The following is an 18,625-nucleotide window of genomic DNA, read 5'->3' on the forward strand; positions in this document are numbered from 1 at the left end:
CGAATGCCCCCTATCTTTCACGCTAAAGCTGAGTGTAAAAAAGCACGCTTTCTATGTGGGGATTTTGTGTTATGGTTATAAAACAACCTACTGCATAAAAGGATTTTCCCCATGATGATTCGCATTTCTGCATTTGTCATTTTATTCATTATGGTGCTGTTTAACAGCACTCCCGCACATTCAACCATGCTTCAATCACCTGAAGAGCCTCAACAAAGCGAGCAAGAAAGCGAGTCGCAAGAGGATAAAAGTGAGAATGAAGACGAGGATAAAGAAGACACTTTAGAAGAAATGGTCGAGGGTATGGAGGCCAAGCCAGGCATCTTTACACTTTATCAAGATTCAGAGTCCGGTAAGTTGCACATGCAGATTAAAGCATCGCAACTGAATCAGGAGTTCTTGTATTTTGCTTTTGTTCAAAACGGCGTTTTAGAAGCGTTCACCCGAAGAGGGGCTCAAATTGCTCAAGATGTGATCGAGCTGCGCCGCTATTACGATCGCATAGAGTTTGTAAAGAAGAACACCAGTTTTCAAATTGACCCAGAGAGCCCTTTGGCAAATGGCGGAATGGCAAACATTACCAATGCGGTTTTAGCGAGCGCTGAAATTACCGCGACCTCAGAGGACGGTAGCAGCTTTTTGATAGATGCTGATCCGCTCTTTCAAACCGAGACACTTGCGCAACTAACGTACAATCTTAATCCACAGGCAAAGCCATATGAGCAGTTTTCGCTTGGTAAGCTAGCCGAAGACAAGGTGAAGTATGCATATGTAGGCGTTTACCCTGAAAACATGAATATACGCACCGACTACGTGTTTCAAAACTCAAAGCCTTGGGTTGGCGGAAGTGAGCGCGTTGCTGATGCCCGTTCAACTACGATAACGGTTCAACATAGTTTTTTAACCATACCCGATAATGATTATGTGCCGCGCTACGACGACCAGCGTGTAGGCTATTTTGGCGCTCAAATAACCGACCTGAACAGTTTTGATTTCTTGCCTTATCGCGACCTAATTTCCCGCTGGCACTTGGTTAAAAAAGACCCTGACGCTGCTCTATCAGAGCCCGTAGAGCCTATAGTTTGGTGGATTGAAAATACAACACCTTTAGAGTATCGCGAAATTATGCGTCAAGGCGTATTGGCGTGGAATAGTGCTTTTGAGAAGGCCGGATTTAAAAATGCCATTGTGGTAAATATTCAGCCTGATGATGCAACCTGGAGCGCCGAAGATGTGCGTTATAACGTCGTGCGATGGTCAAACACCCCTGGTGCGGGTTCTGCGTTTGGTCCAAGCTATATCAATCCTCGCACGGGTCAAATCATGGGCGGCGATGTAATGTTTGAACATTCGTTTTTAAGCAGCTACGGCTTTAGAGGCGATGTGCTTGGCAATCCTGATGCATTTTTGAGTGATTTAGTAAATGGTCCAGAAGAACATCATCATCATGACATAAACGCGTCTACTATGCGCTGCTCTAAAGGGTACGAAATGCGTGAAATGACCAACTTTGGTCATTTAGCACTCTCTGCGATGAATGCTTCGGTCAGTGATAAGCGCAAGATTATTGAACAGATGCTAATGGAGCTAATGCTGCACGAGGTAGGTCATGCCCTTGGCTTAAGCCACAACATGAAAGCCTCAAATTACCGCTCGATAGAAGAAGCGCTTGATGACTCAGTTACGCAAGGGGTTACCACCGCTTCTGTGATGGATTACACAGCGCTAGTAGTGGCAAAACCAGGTAAAGAGCAGGGCGACTTTTTCGCCTCCAAGCCCGGTCCATATGATGATTGGGCGATTCAGTTTGGCTATGACCCTTCAGTAGAAGGCGATGCAAGAGAGGCATTGTTAGCACGTTCAACTGAGCCAGCTTTAATGTTTGGCAACGATGCAGATGATATGCGTTCACCGGGGCGGGGTATAGACCCACGTGTGAATATCTGGGATATGTCGAGCGATAGTATTGGTTTTGCCCAATATCAGTTTGAATTAGTTAATGAAATTACACCGGTGCTCAAAAGCAAACTTGCTTCAGACGGTGAGAGCTTTGCTAAAATCCGCACAGCTGCGGCGACCATGATCACGTACAACGGTCGGCCCGCAGCCGCCGTTGCTAGCTATATTGGTGGTGTTGAGGTATCTCGCTTTGTACAAGGGCAAGCTGGGGCAACACAACCTTACAAGCCGGTAGATGCTGCTACGCAGCGCCGAGCAATGGCAGTGCTTGAAGAGTTTATCTTAGCGCCCGATGCATTTGAGTTACCACAGGAGCTTATTACCCACTCAGCAATGCAGCGTCGAGGCTTTAGCTTGTGGGGACAAACCGAAGATCCAAAACTGCACAGCGCGATCATTGGCGTTCAACAAGCGGTATTTTCACGCTTGCTTAATCCAACCGTCATGTTGCGTATTAGCGATACTCAAATGTATGGCAATGAGTATTCAGTTGATTTGATGATGAATGATCTGACGGACGCGATATTTTTAGCGGACTTAAAAGAGTCAGTAAATAGTCGTCGTCAGGTGCTACAGCATGAATATGTGACTCGTCTGATTGCAATGCTACAAAGCAGTGAATACGACCCATTAGCAAAAGCGGCTACCTTTGCGCAATTGCAGCGCATTGAGGGTTGGGTTGAACGGGGCCGTGGCAAAGACAATGCGACCAAGGTTCACCGCAATTACTTAGCGCATTTGATTAAAATGGCAATGGAGCCACAATAGTATAGGCAAACGCGGCATGGACGCCGTTGTTTTTATTTATCAAGAGTAAGCACTAAGAGGATTAACCAAGATGCATCGATGTATCGTTTTACTGCTAAGCTTGCTAGCGATTAGCACCCATTCATTAAGTCAGAGCAATGAGTATGATGAAGCACTAGCCAACAAGTTAGGTGCTGACGAATATGGTATGAAGAGCTATGTTATGGTTATCTTAACTACCGGCTCGGTTGAAATTGAAGATAAACAAACTCGTGATAAGGTGTTTGCGGGTCATTTTGAAAACATGAGTAAACTCGCAACACAGCAGTTGCTTGCGGTGGCTGGGCCGTTTAGCAATGCAGCGCCAAAACGCGGGCTATTTATTTTGAATGTGGATAACATTGAAGAGGCTGAAAAGCTCGTTAACACCGACCCTGCGGTTCAAGCGGGAGTATTTGATTACGAACTCAGCTTGTTATATAGCTCTGCCGCATTAATGCTGGTCAACGAAAACCATAAATCATTACAAAAAACACAAATGTGATTACGCGTTAAAGCATAGCTAGCTCATTAGCTATGCTTCATCATCCGCTCTTTCTGACGCGCCCAATCTCTATCTTTTATAGCGTCGCGTTTATCGTGTTCTTGTTTACCTTTGGCTAGCCACATTTCGAGCTTTACCCAACTTGCCTTCCAGTACATGGCGGTGGCCACTATGGTAAGGCCTTGACGGTCTAGTCCGCCCATTAGGTGGTCTATTTCGCGTTGATGGAGCAACAGTTTTCTTGTGCGCGTAGGATCACAAACCACGTGGCTTGAGGCTTGGTTGAGCGGCGTGATGCTAATATTCGTGCAATAAGCTTCGCCGTCTTTAATGAATACGTAAGCGTCAGTAAGATTTACTTTACCTGCTCGGATGGACTTTACTTCCCAACCTTGCAGCATTATCCCTGCCTCAAATTTATCAAGCAAAGTATACTCATGACGCGCCTTTTTATTTAAGGCAATAGTGTTATTATTAGGTTTATTCTTTTTCATGACGCGTATTATACCTATGTTGTAAGAATTGTCTTTATTAGCTTGATATTCTTATGCATTCAGCAAACAATTAGGAAAATCGCATAGCCGTAAATTAGGTGAAATGCCCAGTATTAACAAAAGCGCGTTAGTCGCTTACAGTGCACAGCAAATGTTTAACTTAGTCAATGATGTAGATGCTTACGACAAATTCCTCCCAGGATGCCGCCGAAGCGAAATCCTTGAGCAAAGTGAACATCACATGTTAGCCAAAATGCTGCTTAACAAAGCGGGTGTGGAACAGATGTTGGTGACAAAAAATACCCTGACACCTGGCAGGCGAATCGATATGCAACTTGCCGATGGTCCTTTCAAATCATTGAGTGGCGGTTGGGTGTTTACGCCACTGTCAGAAGAAGCATGCAAGATAGAGCTAAAGTTAGAGTTTACGTTTAGCAGTAAACTTGTTGAGTTTGCATTTGGAAAAGTATTTAAGGCGCTGACCAGTAACATGGTAAAAGCGTTTACAGAACGCGCGAAAAAGGTTTATGGATAATGAGTGACCAAATTTCAATTGAAGTAGTCTATGGGCTGCCTGATAGGCAATCGCTTATATCGCTTGTAGTCGCGCCAGAAACTACGGTTGAAAAAGCCATCGTACAATCAGGCGTTTTAAACATGTATCAAGAGATAAACCTACAAGAGAACAAAGTAGGTATTTGGAATCGTACGTGTAAGCTCACTGACGTGTTACAGCCAGGCGACCGCGTTGAAATTTATCGGCCTCTCATTGCTGATCCAAAAGAAGTCAGGAAGTTACGAGCTCAAAAAGCCAAAGACGAAGGCCGCGCGAACAAAATTACTGGCGCAAAAGTCGACGACGCTAAGGGTAAGGAGGCTACTTAATTGAATTAGCGTAATTATCAAGGGATAATGTCGGTGTAATTGCCGAGCGACTTTGTCGTAATGACGATACCAAGTAGTGTTCGACAAAAACAACGGCTTCATTCCAAATCATTGCGGTGGAAAACTTGTTCTCCATTTGATTAAAAAACATTGAAAAATAAAACATACATTCGTGAAATGAATGAATCTGACTTGCAATTCAAATAATACTACTGATTGTTGAATCAGCAGAGATTTAAATTTTACCATCTTCACGCACGCCATCTGATAAACATACAGCAAACGACTGCAACATATGAACAAACAAATTTAGTCGAAAATAAAGCTGCCACAAAGAGTAGTTTTTGGTCGACTTGTACTCATAACTGTATTTGGTGTATTGACGGTCAAAGTTCGTCAGACAAAGCTTTATTGAATAGGCAGCTAAGAGTGTTCAGTCATTCAATTGGACTGCTCTTTATTATTATGCCAACTAAAGAACAACAAGGAAATCTTTCTATAAAGCAGTTAGAGCGGTTGCATACAAATGGCTAAAGATAGTGTCAAAGTGTTGAAGGATTAGAATACCTTGCGACGAGCCAAAATTACTTGAAAGTGCTAAAAGAGAGAAACCCTTCCGCTTTTAGCGTCATAAAAAGCTAGCTGAATGACTAAGGGCTTGAAGCGGCTGGCATTGTGCCTTAGGCGACAGGCAAACAGACTTGCAACGATAAAGGAAAACGCCGGGAATATGCCAGCGTTGCCCTGCCATTTTACTCTGTTCTTAATTAGCGCACTCTGCCGTACAACGAGTAATCGTTTCTGAGCCTCTGTCGATTAACGCACACGTCCAGGTTACAATACAGGATCCACCACCTAATATGCCATTAGACACGTTTGCATCAACCCCGGTTATAGAATTTAGGTATGCTCCTATTGCTGCCACATTTCCTTGGTCTGAGCCATACTCTCTTTCTCCTGCTCCAGCGGCTTGAAAGGGATCAGTTGGAATTCTCGAACCATCTGCAAAAAATGCAATTTTCGTTGCTTTAAATGTCAATTCACCCAAAACTCCACCAGTACCAACAGTTCCTGTCACCTCATATCTTTGAGTAGTTCCGTCTGGATATCTAAACGTTACTTGAATTGGTTTTGATTTAAATTTTGCTGAAGCTTCTATTTGCGAATCTTTTAATTTCTTAGAACGAGTTCGAGATATTGACCCACTAAATTCAATGCCGTCCGCTGCTTGGTTAATCTTAACTAACCAGTTAGCTATGCTATTATCTTGTGATGCTACAGTTTGCATTGCCGCCGCGGCATCAGCCGGAAATCTTAAGGCATCAGTGGCAGACCTATAACCAACATCCGCAGGCACATCGATGACAAAGATAGACTCTAAGGCAAATCTTAGTTTTTCACCATAAAAATAAATGTCTGCAAGGTTTTGCTCTACAAATGTCTGATTGGAAAGTAGCGGTATTTGAGTAGCGATAACAGTAGTATCAAATCCACCAAATTCGTCTATTCCCAAACCACCACCTTGTTGAATATTGATATTGTATTCTCTGAATCTACCACTAGGAGAGTCAATTAAAATCACGCTAGCACCATTGGCTTGTTGGTTTTGAGCGCCGTAAGCTTGAGCTTTGAGTAAAAATTCAGTGTCGTTACATCCCAAACATTCAATGACATCTTGTGATAGTGCCGTTTTAGTAAAAAATAATATCGTAATGAAGACTGTCGGAATAAAAATATAACGAATTAGGGGTACTGTGCTGTTAAACATAAAAATATCCTTTTTTTAATAACAATGTTGATTATATATCAGCGTTTGTTGCCAAACATGTTGAAGCATAATTGTGGGGGGGGGGGGGAAGTCAAGATAAAGTAAGCCTAATATTGAACTGTCAAGCATAACGTATTGACGTTTGTTAGAAAGCCGCAAACTTCGGCATCTACCGCAGACCTAACTAGGAATGGCGAAAACTACTTCAAACATCGATGGACTGCTTCTTTAGGCTAATGCAGGCTTCTATGTTCGAAATTTAACACGACTATAAATGAGCCCTTACTGCCTGCTGAAGTGCAAAGCTGTTTAACACGACGGCAGATTAGCATATGTTTCCTAGTAGCTTAAAATACGCCAACCCTAATACTTTCTTCGTTTTAGTCCTGTTTTAGCTAAAATCTTTGCTGAAATTTCTTCTACCGAGTATTTTGTGCTGTTCAAAAACGGGATTTTTTCTTTTCGATAAAGGTTCTCGACTTCTCTTAATTCCATTCTGCATTGCTGCATAGACGCATATTTACTGTTAGCTCTGCGCTCTGAGCGAATTGCGTGGAGTCTATCGGCGCTGATGGTAAGACCAAACAGCTTCTGTTTAAAGCGGCGTAAAATAGGGGGTAACTTTAGAATATCGCCCATATCCTCTTCGGTGAATGGGTAGTTTGCTGCTTTAATGCCGTATTGCAATGCTAAATATAGGCTTGTAGGCGTTTTACCTGAGCGTGAAACGCCTACTAATATAATGTCGGCCTCTTCGTAATCTTTCAAGTTAGAGCCATCATCGTTTGCGAGCGCATAATTGACTGCCTCAATACGAATATCGTAGGTTTTTTCATGCATGCTGTGGGTGCGATGCTTAACGGGTTTTGAAGGCACGCCAACGACTTTTTCAAGGGGGGCGACAAATTGGTCTAAGAAGTTGTAATTGATGCCTATAGACTGACCAATAATCTTACCAATCTCTGCATTCACCATTGTGTAAAACACTAGCGGACGTTCACCAGACTCTTTAAAAGCCCGTTCGATTTGCGCGAGTACTTGTTTAGCATGTTGTTCGGTTTCAACAAATGGGACCGTGTTGTGATCAAACTCAACGGGGAATAATGACAACAACGCATGACCAAAAACCTCAGCAGTTATAGCGGTACCATCAGATATATAAAAAGCAGCGCGCAAAACATCTCCTTAACAATGTTGTAATTTTATTACGAAAAAAATTAAATTTTACTTTGCTATGAAAGCCCATTTAAAATCACGCAGTGTTGTAAGCTAACACGTTTTATTCATTTGTAATAGAAGCAGTCATTTGACCGCAGTACTCACACATTTATGTAGTTTTAGGGAGGCCACTATAGTGCAGGAATATGTTCTTTGGTATCAAGAATTGGGAATGGGCGATGTTAACCGTGTAGGCGGTAAAAACGCGTCTTTGGGCGAAATGATATCAAACTTATCAAATGCCGGCGTGCAAGTTCCAGGCGGTTTTGCAACCACCGCTTATGCATTTAATGAATTTCTTGTGCAAAGTGGTGTTGAAGCAAAAATCCACGAAATCCTCGACAACTTAGATGTTGATGACGTCAATGCGCTGGCAAAAGCGGGTGAACAAATACGCCAATGGATATTAGATACTCCTTTCCAAAGTGAGCTTGAGAGTGAGATCAAAAGCGCCTTCGAAACCCTCTGCAACGAAGCCGGAGATGAAGCCTCTTTTGCTGTTCGCTCTTCTGCAACGGCAGAAGATATGCCTGATGCATCATTTGCTGGGCAGCAAGAAACTTTCCTAAACGTAAAAGGTTATGACTCTGTGCTGGTGGCGATTAAACACGTATTTGCGTCTTTGTTTAATGATCGTGCTATTTCTTACCGTGTACACCAAGGCTATGACCATAAAGGCGTGGCACTGTCTGCTGGTATTCAGCGCATGGTGCGAAGTGATATGGCGGCATCGGGTGTTATGTTCTCTATCGATACCGAATCTGGTTTTGAAGACGTAGTGTTTATCACCAGCTCTTACGGCCTAGGTGAAATGGTGGTACAAGGTGCGGTAAACCCAGACGAATTCTATGTGCACAAACCTACCTTAGAAGCTGGTAAGCCGGCAGTACTGCGCCGAAACATCGGTAGCAAGTTAACCAAAATGATCTATTCAACGGATTTAGAGCACGGCAAGCAAGTGTCTATCGTTGATATAGAGACCAGTGACTCCAAGCAGTTCTCAATCAATGATGATGAAGTTGCTGAGCTTGCGAAACAGGCATTGATTATTGAAAAGCATTACCAACGTCCTATGGATATTGAATGGGCGAAAGATGGTCTTGATGGCAAACTTTACATTGTACAAGCCCGTCCTGAAACGGTTCGCAGTCGCGAAGACATGCAGGTCATTGAGCGTTTTCAACTAAAAGATACCGCACAGCTAGTGTGCGAGGGCCGTGCGATTGGGCACAAAATAGGTGCCGGTAAAGCAAAAGTCCTCGGCTCTATTGCAGAGATGGACAAAATTGAACAAGGTGACGTGCTAGTCACCGACATGACCGACCCCGATTGGGAGCCGATTATGAAAAAGGCCAGCGCAATTGTGACCAATCGTGGTGGACGCACGTGTCATGCTGCGATCATTGCAAGAGAAATGGGTATTCCTGCGGTGGTGGGTTGTGGTAACGCAACAGACTCTATTGCAACAGGTGATGAAGTTACCGTTTCTTGTGCAGAAGGGGACACGGGCTATATCTATAACAAAGTGTTAGACTTTGACGTGACCACTTCGCGCATTGACGCGATGCCTGACTTACCGTTAAAAGTCATGATGAACGTGGGTAACCCTGATCGAGCTTTTGATTTTGCGCGCCTCCCTCACGAAGGTGTAGGCCTTGCGAGACTTGAATTTATTATCAACAGAATGATTGGTGTTCACCCCAAAGCGCTGTTGAATTTTGATGATCAAGATGCAGAGTTACAAGAAGAAATTAACGATATCATTTCTGGTTATGCATCACCGGTTGAATTCTATATCGAGAAATTGGTAGAAGGTATTGCCAGTATAGGTGCTGCATTCTCGCCGAAAAAAGTGATTGTGCGTATGTCTGACTTTAAGTCTAACGAATACTACAATTTGGTGGGTGGTTATCAATACGAGCCTGACGAAGAAAACCCAATGCTAGGATTTAGAGGTGCAAGCCGCTATGTCTCTGAAGATTTTAGAGATTGCTTTGCTCTAGAATGTGAAGCAATCAAGCGCGTGCGCAATAAAATGGGTTTAACCAACGTTGAGGTTATGATCCCGTTTGTACGCACCCCAGAGGAAGGCAGGCAGGTTATTGAGCTATTGCGTGAGCAAGGCTTAGTGCAGGGAGAGAACGGTTTACGCGTGATCATGATGTGTGAGCTTCCTTCTAACGCCTTACTTGCTGATGAATTCTTAGATATCTTTGATGGCTTCTCTATTGGCTCTAATGACCTTACTCAGCTTACCCTCGGACTAGACAGAGACTCTGGCTTGATTGCGCATTTATTTGACGAGCGTAATGATGCGGTCAAAGCGTTGCTTTCTATGGCAATAAAGGCGGCAAAAGCACGTGGAAAGTACGTCGGCATTTGTGGTCAAGGCCCGTCGGATCATGAAGACTTTGCTGCATGGCTTGTGGAGCAGGGCATCGATAGTGTTTCGTTAAACCCCGATACTGTGGTTGAAACATGGTTATATTTGGCTGAAAAACACTAAGTCTGGTCAATTTACTAATAAGGCGCTTACATGTATGTGTGAGCGCCTTTTTTTTATCTAAAACAACAAATCAGCAAAGCCGAGCATCAGGTTTAACCAATCAAAGTAGCCAGTGGCAGTAAAAGTGTGCGCTTGAAGTAGACTTTTGTCGTCTGAGTCCAGAAAATCGCTTTAGCCTGATACTTGATTTGCGTATACTTTCTGGCAACCACTAGGAGGGTACATTGACCGCACTACCGCAACTTTCCCCAAAAGATACTTTAAGCGACCGCACTAAAGCCTATGTGGACGCGTTAAGTCGCACTCCATTTAAAGGGGAGGTTGAAATAAGCTACGCCAGCAGAATGGCGGTGGCGACGGATAACTCAATATATCAGCGCATTCCACAAGCGGTACTTTTCCCCACATCTTTAGAAGATCTTGCGTTAATTGCAAAAACCGGCAATGAATTTGAAGACGTCACTTTTAGTGCGCGTGGCGGTGGCACTGGCACAAACGGTCAATCACTGACGCCCGGCATTGTAATTGACACGTCACGGCACATGCGAGAGATCATTGAGCTTAATTTAGAACAAGAGTGGGTCAAAGTGCAGTGTGGCGTGATTAAAGACGCTCTAAATGACTATTTGCGACCACATGGTTACTTTTTTTCGCCCGATTTATCGACCAGTAACCGGGCTACTATTGGCGGTATGATTAACACCGATGCTTCAGGCCAAGGTTCATTGGTATATGGCAAAACGAGCGATCACGTGCTTGAACTAACCTCAGTGTCAGCAAGCGGCGAAATCATTCATTCAAAGCCTATATCGGTGGATGAGGCAACTAAGCTTTCGACAACAGACACTGACTATGGTCGAATTTTAAAGCAGGTGCTTGATACCTGCATTTCTAAGCGTCAGGCCATCTTGGATAAGTTTCCAAGGCTTAATCGATTTTTAACCGGGTATGATTTAGAACACGCTTACGACGAGCAACACGACAATATCGATGTCAGTCGACTATTAGCCGGCTCAGAAGGCTCTTTGGCTTTTATTGCCGACGCTAAGCTAAATATCACAAAAATTCCTAAGCACACCGCTTTGGTGAATGTGAAATATAATGACTTTGAATCCGCTTTACGCCATGCCCCATCAATGATTGCAGCAAATGCCACTTCAGTGGAAACAGTCGATAGTCGCGTGTTGAACCTTGCAAGAGGTGATATCGTTTGGCATAGCGTTTCTAATTTAATACAAGACGTTCCTGATAAAGTCATGGACGGCTTAAACATGGTGGAATACAACAACGATGATGAAGCTGCCATAAAAGAAAAGATCGCAACGCTTAGTAAGCGCTTGGACGAAGAAATTGCCTCGGCGTCATCGGGCGTTATTGGCTATCAAATAACCTACGACACTGCTGAAATTAAAAAAATCTATGCGATGCGCAAAAAAGCGGTAGGGCTGTTGGGTAAAACAAAAGGCAGTAAAAAGCCCATAGCCTTTGCAGAAGACACCGCCGTGCCGCCAGAAAAGCTAGCGGACTTTATTATGGAGTTTAGGGCCTTACTGGATAGTCACAAACTCGAGTACGGTATGTTTGGTCACGTCGATGCGGGTGTGCTGCACGTTAGGCCAGCACTGGACTTATATGATGAAGCTCAAGAGAAGTTGGTCAAAACTATTTCTGATCAAGTCGTAAAGCTCGTCGCTAAATATGGTGGGCTGATGTGGGGTGAGCATGGGAAAGGTTACCGCAGTGAATACGCACCGGCTTTTTTTGGTGAGCAATTGTATGACGAGATTTGTAAAATAAAGGCTGCGTTTGATCCGCTCAATAAAATGAACCCCGGTAAAATTTGCACGCCTTACGCTTCTTCAGCTTCGCTCGTAAAAGTCGACGATGTGAAACGAGCGAGCTTCGATAGGCAAATACCTGTGCAATTTAGAGACGAGTTTGCACCAGCGATGAGCTGCAACGGCAACGGGTTATGTTTTAATTATGACACTACATCCCCTATGTGCCCTTCGAGCAAGATTACAAAAGACCGCAGACACAGCCCAAAAGGTCGAGCAGGACTTATTAGAGAGTGGTTGTTACAGTTACATCAGCACGGCGTAACAACAGACTCTTTAAGCTATAAGAGCTTTTCAGATAGCCCAGTAAAGAAATGGTTTGCTGGCGCAAATAAGCAAGACGACTTTTCCCATGAAGTATTTGAGGCGATGAATGGATGCCTAGCATGCAAGTCGTGCACGAATCAGTGCCCAGTTAATGTAGATGTGCCTGATTTTCGCTCAAAGTTCCTAGCGATTTATTACACTAGGTATCGTCGTCCACTCAAAGATTATTTTGTTGCAAACGTTGAGCGATTAGCGCCATTATTAGCAAAGATTCCGCGATTATCTAATGCAGTATTGGACACAAAACTGACGAAGTATGTTTTATCTAAGTGGATTGGATACGTAGATGCGCCTCAGTTGTCCTACCCGCCGTTAAGTGCGCGAGTGAGTGCACTACAAAGTGAATATGATTATACGCGCTTAACCCAGCTCCCTGAAGCGCAAAAAGCTAAGCATGTACTTATTGTACAAGACCCATTTACCAGCTTTTATGATGCAGATTCGGTAGACGCAACGTTAAAGTTTATTCGGGCCCTAGGTCTGATACCCGTACTTTTGCCGTTTTCACCAAACGGTAAGCCGCAACATGTGAAAGGCTTTTTGGCGGCATTTGAGAAGACAGCACAAACAACCGCTACGTTCTTAAGCAAAGTTAGCCAACTGGATATGCCAATGGTAGGCATAGATGCCTCACTAGTGCTGTGTTATCGAGATGAATATCAGAAAATACTTGGCTCGTCGCGTGGTGATTTCAATGTGAGCACCCTGACCGAATGGTTAAACGACATCAGTGTGCCAACAAAGTTGTCACACATCACCGAAGCCGACGAACCGTATTATTTGTTTGCCCATTGTAGTGAAAAAACCGCGTTACCCACCAGCGAGAAAGATTGGCAACAAGCGTTTCATAAATTTGGGCTTAGTTTAGAGGTAATCCCTGTAGGGTGCTGCGGCATGGCTGGTACCTATGGGCACGAGACCGAACACCTCGAAAACTCGATTGGCATATATGATTTGAGTTGGCGTCAAAACGTTGCTCAGCTTCAGCAAGAACGTGTGTTGGCAACAGGTTACTCTTGTCGCAGTCAGGTAAAAAGGTTAGCAGACTTTAGGCCACAACATCCGATTGAGGTATTAGCCAGTCGTTTAGTACAAGGTGTGGGTTAGTTTTTTTGTTAAGATGGGCGTATGAGTATGTTGGCAAAAAAATGGCAAAATCTAGCGGAACTTGAGTGCTTCACGCGTTCTAAGATTTTGCCATGATTAGCTTACTCATCACCTACGTCAGCAGATGCAATAGTCTCGATAAGGCGGTTATTTCTGCGCTTACTTTGGTTTGCAAGAACTGTAATATTAGTTGGCAAAGCTGGCATTGATATTACAATTGGCTCAACGTTGATGTTTAACTTTGTTTCAATATCTAAAATTGCAGTGATGTCAGATTTTGATAAGTTAGCACTTAGTACTTGCTTTGTATTAATTTCAGTTGCCTGTACTGAGCTAATAAGCGCTGCAGCAGCTAGCAGGGTAAAGATGGTTTTCATGTTTTCTCCAAATTAAATTAATGTCATGTTTGTGACGGTTTTCTACGTTAATTTCACAAGTGATTTACATTTGTAACGTTATGAAATAAAAGCAATTAACTTTGCATTTCGTGCAGTATATTACGACCAATCATGAAAAAAGATGAACGATAAAATTTGCTAATATGCATTAGATAAACTAATGTATATTTCAGAATTAAAAAGGATGAAATTTCATGCCTAAGCGCCTCCCTCCTTTGAATGCATTAAAAGCCTTCGAATCAGCGGCCCGTCATCTTAGCTTCACAAAAGCAGCTGACGAATTGTTTGTGACGCAAGCCGCTGTGAGTCATCAAATTAAATCACTCGAGAGCTATCTTTCGACTAAATTATTTCATCGTAAAAATCGTTCGCTGTTATTGACCGAGGAAGGTCAGGGATACTTTCAAGATTTACGAGATATATTTTCTCAAGTGCAAGAAGCAACAGACCGTTTATTGGCAATGGGGGCAAAGGGAGCTATCACCGTTGCAACACCGCCTAGCTTTGCTAGCCAATGGTTAGTGCCTAAGCTACATGAGTTTTCAGTGCTACACAGCGATATAGACGTCAGAATAAAAGCCATTGATCTCGATGATGGCTTTTTGGATGACTCTATTGATGTGGGGGTTTATTACGGGCGTGGGTCATGGTCGGGTTTGCACTCTACTAAGTTGCTCGGAGAGTATCTCACTCCTATGTGCTCGCCGTTACTTTTACAACGGGGTAAACCTTTAAATTCTCTGGATGACCTAAAACATCACACACTTCTTCATGACAGTACCCGCAATGCTTGGAAAAATTGGCTTCAAGCGTTTAACGTAAAAAACGTCAATGTGAATCAGGGGCCGATATTTAGTCATACTATGTTGATTCTGCAAGCGGCCTCGATTGGCCAAGGCATTGCTTTATCGGATACGGTATTGGCAAAACCTGATATCGACAGCGGCCGCTTAATTTGTCCGTTTGCACAAAAAATAGAGAGTAGAAATAGCTACTATTTGGTATGCCAAGAATCCCAAGCAGACAAAAGTAAGATTAAGGTATTCATAGACTGGATGCTGTCGCAAGTGGAGGCGGTTGATGAACAAGCAGACTAAGTGGTTAGTGTTGGCAGGGGCACTCTTTGCCATGTTAAGCGTTGCGATTGGTGCTTTTGCGGCGCATGGCTTAAAAAGCCATCTCGATGAATATGGATTGTCTATTATTGAAACTGGCGCACGCTATCAAATGTATCATGCCTTGGCGTTACTTGTGCTTGCTGCGCTGAGCATAAAGCTTTCGTCCATTGCGGTGAACGTGGCGGGTATATGCTTTGTTGCTGGTATTATATGCTTCAGTGGAAGCTTGTATGTTTTAGCCTTAACAACAGTCAAATGGGTAGTGTTTGTCACACCATTAGGTGGGCTGCTATTTATCGTTGCATGGGCAACACTGATGTATGCCACTATCACCAAAAAAGATGTGTAGCTGGTCATGACAGAATATCTTTTTTACTGCCGCAGTGGGTATGAACCTGATTTACTCGCTGAGCTTGACGATAAACTTGCGCTTAGAGGGCACTGCGGGTTTGCCAACTTCCAAAAGGACAGCGCCGTATTGCGTTACCAGTTGGTTAGCGAGTCGTCGAACACTATACGCCAACGCAACAGTATGATTGCTCTATCAGACTTGGTTTTTGCTCGCCAAAAGTGCTTGGTATTGCTCGATGTTAGCTTTAGTGATCTTACCGACAGGGTGTTTGAAATACTCAGCGCCCTTAGCACAATTGATTTGCAGCAAATTGTGTTTGGCGATATCAGAGTGGAGCATGCCGATACCGAATCGGGTAAAGAAATGGCGAAGTTTTGTAAAAAGTTTACCGTTCCACTGCGTAACGCTTTGCGTGCCAAGAATTTGCTGTTTAAACAGCCTGATAAGCGCGCCCCTTATTTACACTTATTCTTTGAGTCTGGAGAAAAGTGCCTGTTGGCGATATCGTTTGCAAAAGACCGCAGCGAAGATTTACTTGGCGTAAAGCGTCTCAAGTTTCCCCAAGATGCTCCCTCACGCTCCACCCTTAAGCTTGAAGAGGCCATACAATCGTTTTGTACACGCGCTCAGCAAAGCATGCTCTTTGTTAATGGTATGAGCGCCGTTGACCTTGGTGCATGTCCAGGAGGGTGGACCTATCAGTTAGTGAGTCGCGGTATTAGGACTGAGGCAATAGATAATGGCGCGATGGACGAGAAGCTAATGCAAACCGGCTTGGTGGATTATCACAGTGTTGATGGATTTAGCTATAGACCTCAACAAGGGCATGTAGACTGGTTAGTGTGCGATATGATTGAAAAGCCAGATCGTGTCGCATTGCTGATGCAAACATGGTTACAAAACGCTTGGGCAAGCGCCGCCATATTTAATTTAAAGCTGCCAATGAAGAAACGTTACAAAACCCTTGCACCGCTTATGGAGCAATTTCACCAACTTCACCAGAAAGAATCGCCAGCATACATTACTGCAAAACACCTTTATCATAATCGTGATGAGGTGACGGTTATGATTATTAAAAACAGCCAAATGTTACGGGAGTTTAGCAATTAGCCCTCGTTTTTTGCCTTAAATCCCGATTACGACGGACATTTTAAAAAATAAGCATGAAAGTGGTGTAATTTCTGCTCAATAATCTATATAATCCGCCGGAAATTTTTTACGAACCTATGAAGTGGAAACATGTCAGATTTAGCACATTACAGAAATATAGGTATTTTTGCTCACGTTGACGCGGGCAAAACGACCACGACAGAACGAATTTTGAAGCTTACCGGTAAAATCCATAAAACCGGTGAAGTACATGACGGCGAATCAACTACCGACTTCATGGAACAAGAAGCCGAGCGCGGAATTACTATTCAGTCTGCAGCGGTAACCTGTTTTTGGAAAGGGCATCGTTTCAACGTTATCGATACTCCAGGACACGTTGACTTTACAGTTGAAGTATATCGCTCACTTAAAGTACTAGACGGCGGTGTAGGTGTTTTCTGTGGCTCTGGTGGTGTTGAGCCTCAGTCAGAAACAAACTGGCGCTACGCGAACGATTCAGAAGTATCTCGCATCATCTTCGTCAACAAGCTTGACCGTATGGGTGCAGATTTCTACCGAGTTGTGAAGCAAGTTAAGACCGTATTGGGTGCTAACCCACTTGTTATGGTTTTGCCTATCGGTATCGAAGACGAATTCTGTGGTGTTGTTGATTTGCTTGAGCAAAAAGCATACATCTGGGATGACACTGGCCTTCCAGAAAACTATGAAGTGACTGATATTCCTGCTGATATGGTAGAAAAAGCGGCTGAATATCGCGAAATGCTTATCGAAACTGCTGTTGAGCAAGACGACGACCTTATGATGGCTTACATGGATGGTGAAGAGCCGTCTATTGAAGACCTCAAGCGTTGTATTCGTGAAGGTACTCGTAAGCTAGACTTCTTCCCAACTTACTGTGGTTCTGCATTTAAGAACAAAGGCGTTCAAAACGTGCTTGACGCAGTCGTTGACTACTTGCCAAGCCCAACAGAAGTTGAGCCACAAGACTTATGCGATCCTGAAACAGGTGAGCCTACAGGCGAGAAAGCGATTGTTACCGTTGACGAACCTTTCCGCGCTTTAGCGTTTAAAATCATGGATGACCGTTTTGGTGCACTAACCTTTATTCGTATTTACTCAGGTAAATTGAACAAAGGTGACACTATCTTAAACTCTGCTACAGGCAAAACCGAACGTGTTGGCCGCATGGTTGAGATGAACGCAGACGACCGCACAGAATTAAGTTCTGCACAAGCGGGCGACATTCTTGCTATCGTGGGCATGAAAAACGTTAAGACCGGTCACACGCTGTGCGATCCTAAGCACGAGTGTACGCTTGAGCCAATGATTTTCCCTGAGCCTGTGATCTCAATTGCGGTTGCACCAAAAGATAAAGGTTCAACTGAGAAAATGGGTATCGCTATCGGTAAAATGGTTGCAGAAGACCCGACTTTCCAAGTTGAAACTGACGAAGATTCTGGCGAAACCATCCTTAAAGGAATGGGTGAGCTTCACTTAGATATTAAAGTAGACATCTTGAAGCGTACTTACGGCGTTGAATTACAGGTGGGTCAGCCTCAGGTTGCTTACCGTGAAACAATCACGCTGCCGGTTGAAGATTCATATACGCACAAGAAACAGTCTGGTGGTTCAGGTCAGTTTGGTAAAATTGATTATAGAATTCGTCCTGGAGAGCCAAACTCTGGCTTTACCTTTAAGTCTGTGGTTGTGGGCGGAAACGTTCCAAAAGAATTCTTCCCAGCCATTGAAAAAGGCTTTAAAGGCATGATGGAAGAAGGCGTATTAGCTGGCTTCCCAGTGTTAGACGTTGAAGTTGAGCTATACGACGGTGGATTCCACGCAGTTGACTCATCAGCGATTGCGTTTGAAATTGCGGCTAAAGGTGCTTTCCGTCAGTCTATTCCAAAAGCTGGCCCTCAGTTAATTGAGCCAATCATGAAAGTTGACGTATTTACGCCAGACGACCATGTTGGTGATGTTATCGGTGACTTAAACCGTCGTCGTGGCATGATCAAAGACCAAGAAGCGGGTGCAACGGGTGTTCGCGTTAAAGCAGACGTTCCACTATCTGAAATGTTTGGTTATATCGGTTCACTACGTACTATGACATCTGGTCGCGGTCAGTTCTCGATGGAGTTCTCACACTATACGCCTTGCCCTGCAAACGTATCTGAGAAAGTCATTGAAGAAGTTAGAGCGCGTAAAGCTGAGAAGAAGTAAGCTTTAGCAAATACTTAAAAACCGGTGCATATGA

General features: G+C 43.7%; 14 protein-coding genes. 10 read left to right on the plus strand and 4 right to left on the minus strand.

All coding sequences use genetic code 11. From position 1 onward, the window contains the following. Positions 1 to 111: 111 nt before the first annotated feature. Both KJ365_RS01020 and KJ365_RS01025 read left to right on the plus strand, forming a co-directional pair. Positions 112 to 2,727: a zinc-dependent metalloprotease gene (locus KJ365_RS01020; protein WP_214449753.1), complete on the plus strand. Its 2,616-nt coding sequence runs from the start codon at positions 112 to 114 to the stop codon at positions 2,725 to 2,727. Between the two features lie 70 nt (positions 2,728 to 2,797). Further along, positions 2,798 to 3,250: a YciI family protein gene (locus KJ365_RS01025; protein ID WP_214449754.1), complete on the plus strand. Its 453-nt coding sequence runs from the start codon at positions 2,798 to 2,800 to the stop codon at positions 3,248 to 3,250. Positions 3,251 to 3,276: 26 nt separating this feature from the next. Here KJ365_RS01025 and smpB read toward each other — a convergent pair whose 3' ends face one another. Next, positions 3,277 to 3,744: an SsrA-binding protein SmpB gene (smpB, locus tag KJ365_RS01030; protein ID WP_214449755.1), complete on the minus strand. Its 468-nt coding sequence runs from the start codon at positions 3,742 to 3,744 to the stop codon at positions 3,277 to 3,279. Positions 3,745 to 3,847: 103 nt separating this feature from the next. Between smpB and KJ365_RS01035 the strand changes: the two genes are divergently transcribed. Continuing rightward, positions 3,848 to 4,279: a type II toxin-antitoxin system RatA family toxin gene (locus KJ365_RS01035; RefSeq protein WP_214449756.1), complete on the plus strand. Its 432-nt coding sequence runs from the start codon at positions 3,848 to 3,850 to the stop codon at positions 4,277 to 4,279. Continuing rightward, positions 4,279 to 4,629: an RnfH family protein gene (locus tag KJ365_RS01040; protein ID WP_214449757.1), complete on the plus strand. Its 351-nt coding sequence runs from the start codon at positions 4,279 to 4,281 to the stop codon at positions 4,627 to 4,629. The genes KJ365_RS01035 and KJ365_RS01040 overlap by 1 nt, the downstream gene beginning before the upstream one ends. Before the next feature lie 763 nt (positions 4,630 to 5,392). Here KJ365_RS01040 and KJ365_RS01045 read toward each other — a convergent pair. Next, the gene (locus KJ365_RS01045; protein WP_214449758.1) at positions 5,393 to 6,397 is read right to left on the minus strand and encodes a hypothetical protein; all 1,005 of its coding nucleotides are present in this window, start codon (positions 6,395 to 6,397) and stop codon (positions 5,393 to 5,395) included. Positions 6,398 to 6,760: 363 nt separating this feature from the next. After that, on the minus strand, positions 6,761 to 7,573 hold the full coding sequence (gene ppsR, locus KJ365_RS01050) for a posphoenolpyruvate synthetase regulatory kinase/phosphorylase PpsR (RefSeq protein ID WP_214449759.1): 813 nt from the start codon (positions 7,571 to 7,573) through the stop codon (positions 6,761 to 6,763). A 178-nt stretch (positions 7,574 to 7,751) separates the two neighbouring features. Here ppsR and ppsA point away from each other — a divergent pair, with 178 nt between their 5' ends. Then, positions 7,752 to 10,121 (plus strand): phosphoenolpyruvate synthase, encoded by a 2,370-nt coding sequence (ppsA, locus tag KJ365_RS01055; protein WP_214449760.1) that lies wholly within the window; start codon positions 7,752 to 7,754, stop codon positions 10,119 to 10,121. Between the two features lie 224 nt (positions 10,122 to 10,345). Further along, positions 10,346 to 13,393, plus strand: a complete 3,048-nt coding sequence (gene ydiJ, locus KJ365_RS01060) for a D-2-hydroxyglutarate dehydrogenase YdiJ (RefSeq protein WP_250883965.1) — start codon at positions 10,346 to 10,348, stop codon at positions 13,391 to 13,393. 101 nt (positions 13,394 to 13,494) lie between these two features. Here ydiJ and KJ365_RS01065 read toward each other — a convergent pair whose 3' ends face one another. Then, positions 13,495 to 13,770: a hypothetical protein gene (locus KJ365_RS01065; RefSeq protein ID WP_214449761.1), complete on the minus strand. Its 276-nt coding sequence runs from the start codon at positions 13,768 to 13,770 to the stop codon at positions 13,495 to 13,497. Between the two features lie 215 nt (positions 13,771 to 13,985). Between KJ365_RS01065 and KJ365_RS01070 the strand changes: the two genes are divergently transcribed. The 4 genes from KJ365_RS01070 (at position 13,986) to fusA (ending at position 18,591) form a co-directional block, all read left to right on the plus strand. Continuing rightward, positions 13,986 to 14,888 carry a transcriptional regulator GcvA gene (locus KJ365_RS01070; RefSeq protein WP_214449762.1) on the plus strand — a complete coding sequence of 301 codons (903 nt, stop codon included), beginning with the start codon at positions 13,986 to 13,988 and terminating at the stop codon, positions 14,886 to 14,888. Further along, positions 14,872 to 15,258 (plus strand): DUF423 domain-containing protein, encoded by a 387-nt coding sequence (locus KJ365_RS01075; RefSeq protein WP_214449763.1) that lies wholly within the window; start codon positions 14,872 to 14,874, stop codon positions 15,256 to 15,258. The genes KJ365_RS01070 and KJ365_RS01075 overlap by 17 nt, the downstream gene beginning before the upstream one ends. 6 nt (positions 15,259 to 15,264) lie before the next feature. Beyond that, positions 15,265 to 16,371 carry a 23S rRNA (cytidine(2498)-2'-O)-methyltransferase RlmM gene (gene rlmM, locus KJ365_RS01080; protein WP_214449764.1) on the plus strand — a complete coding sequence of 369 codons (1,107 nt, stop codon included), beginning with the start codon at positions 15,265 to 15,267 and terminating at the stop codon, positions 16,369 to 16,371. 129 nt (positions 16,372 to 16,500) lie between these two features. Beyond that, positions 16,501 to 18,591, plus strand: a complete 2,091-nt coding sequence (fusA, locus tag KJ365_RS01085; RefSeq protein WP_214449765.1) for an elongation factor G — start codon at positions 16,501 to 16,503, stop codon at positions 18,589 to 18,591. Positions 18,592 to 18,625 lie beyond the last annotated feature (34 nt).

It is taken from the genome of Glaciecola sp. XM2 (genome assembly GCF_018595715.1).
GTDB lineage: Bacteria > Pseudomonadota > Gammaproteobacteria > Enterobacterales > Alteromonadaceae > Glaciecola.

Excerpts from the sequence above, each read along its gene's own strand:
- KJ365_RS01020 (WP_214449753.1), top strand. The coding sequence starts at position 112 with ATGATGATTCGCATTTCTGCATTTGTCATTTTATTCATTATGGTGCTG.
- KJ365_RS01075 (WP_214449763.1), top strand. The coding sequence starts at position 14,872 with ATGAACAAGCAGACTAAGTGGTTAGTGTTGGCAGGGGCACTCTTTGCC.
- KJ365_RS01065 (WP_214449761.1), bottom strand. The coding sequence starts at position 13,770 with ATGAAAACCATCTTTACCCTGCTAGCTGCTGCAGCGCTTATTAGCTCA.
- fusA (WP_214449765.1), top strand. The coding sequence starts at position 16,501 with ATGTCAGATTTAGCACATTACAGAAATATAGGTATTTTTGCTCACGTT.
- smpB (WP_214449755.1), bottom strand. The coding sequence starts at position 3,744 with ATGAAAAAGAATAAACCTAATAATAACACTATTGCCTTAAATAAAAAG.
- KJ365_RS01025 (WP_214449754.1), top strand. The coding sequence starts at position 2,798 with ATGCATCGATGTATCGTTTTACTGCTAAGCTTGCTAGCGATTAGCACC.
- KJ365_RS01045 (WP_214449758.1), bottom strand. The coding sequence starts at position 6,397 with ATGTTTAACAGCACAGTACCCCTAATTCGTTATATTTTTATTCCGACA.
- rlmM (WP_214449764.1), top strand. The coding sequence starts at position 15,265 with ATGACAGAATATCTTTTTTACTGCCGCAGTGGGTATGAACCTGATTTA.
- KJ365_RS01040 (WP_214449757.1), top strand. The coding sequence starts at position 4,279 with ATGAGTGACCAAATTTCAATTGAAGTAGTCTATGGGCTGCCTGATAGG.
- KJ365_RS01035 (WP_214449756.1), top strand. The coding sequence starts at position 3,848 with ATGCCCAGTATTAACAAAAGCGCGTTAGTCGCTTACAGTGCACAGCAA.
- KJ365_RS01070 (WP_214449762.1), top strand. The coding sequence starts at position 13,986 with ATGCCTAAGCGCCTCCCTCCTTTGAATGCATTAAAAGCCTTCGAATCA.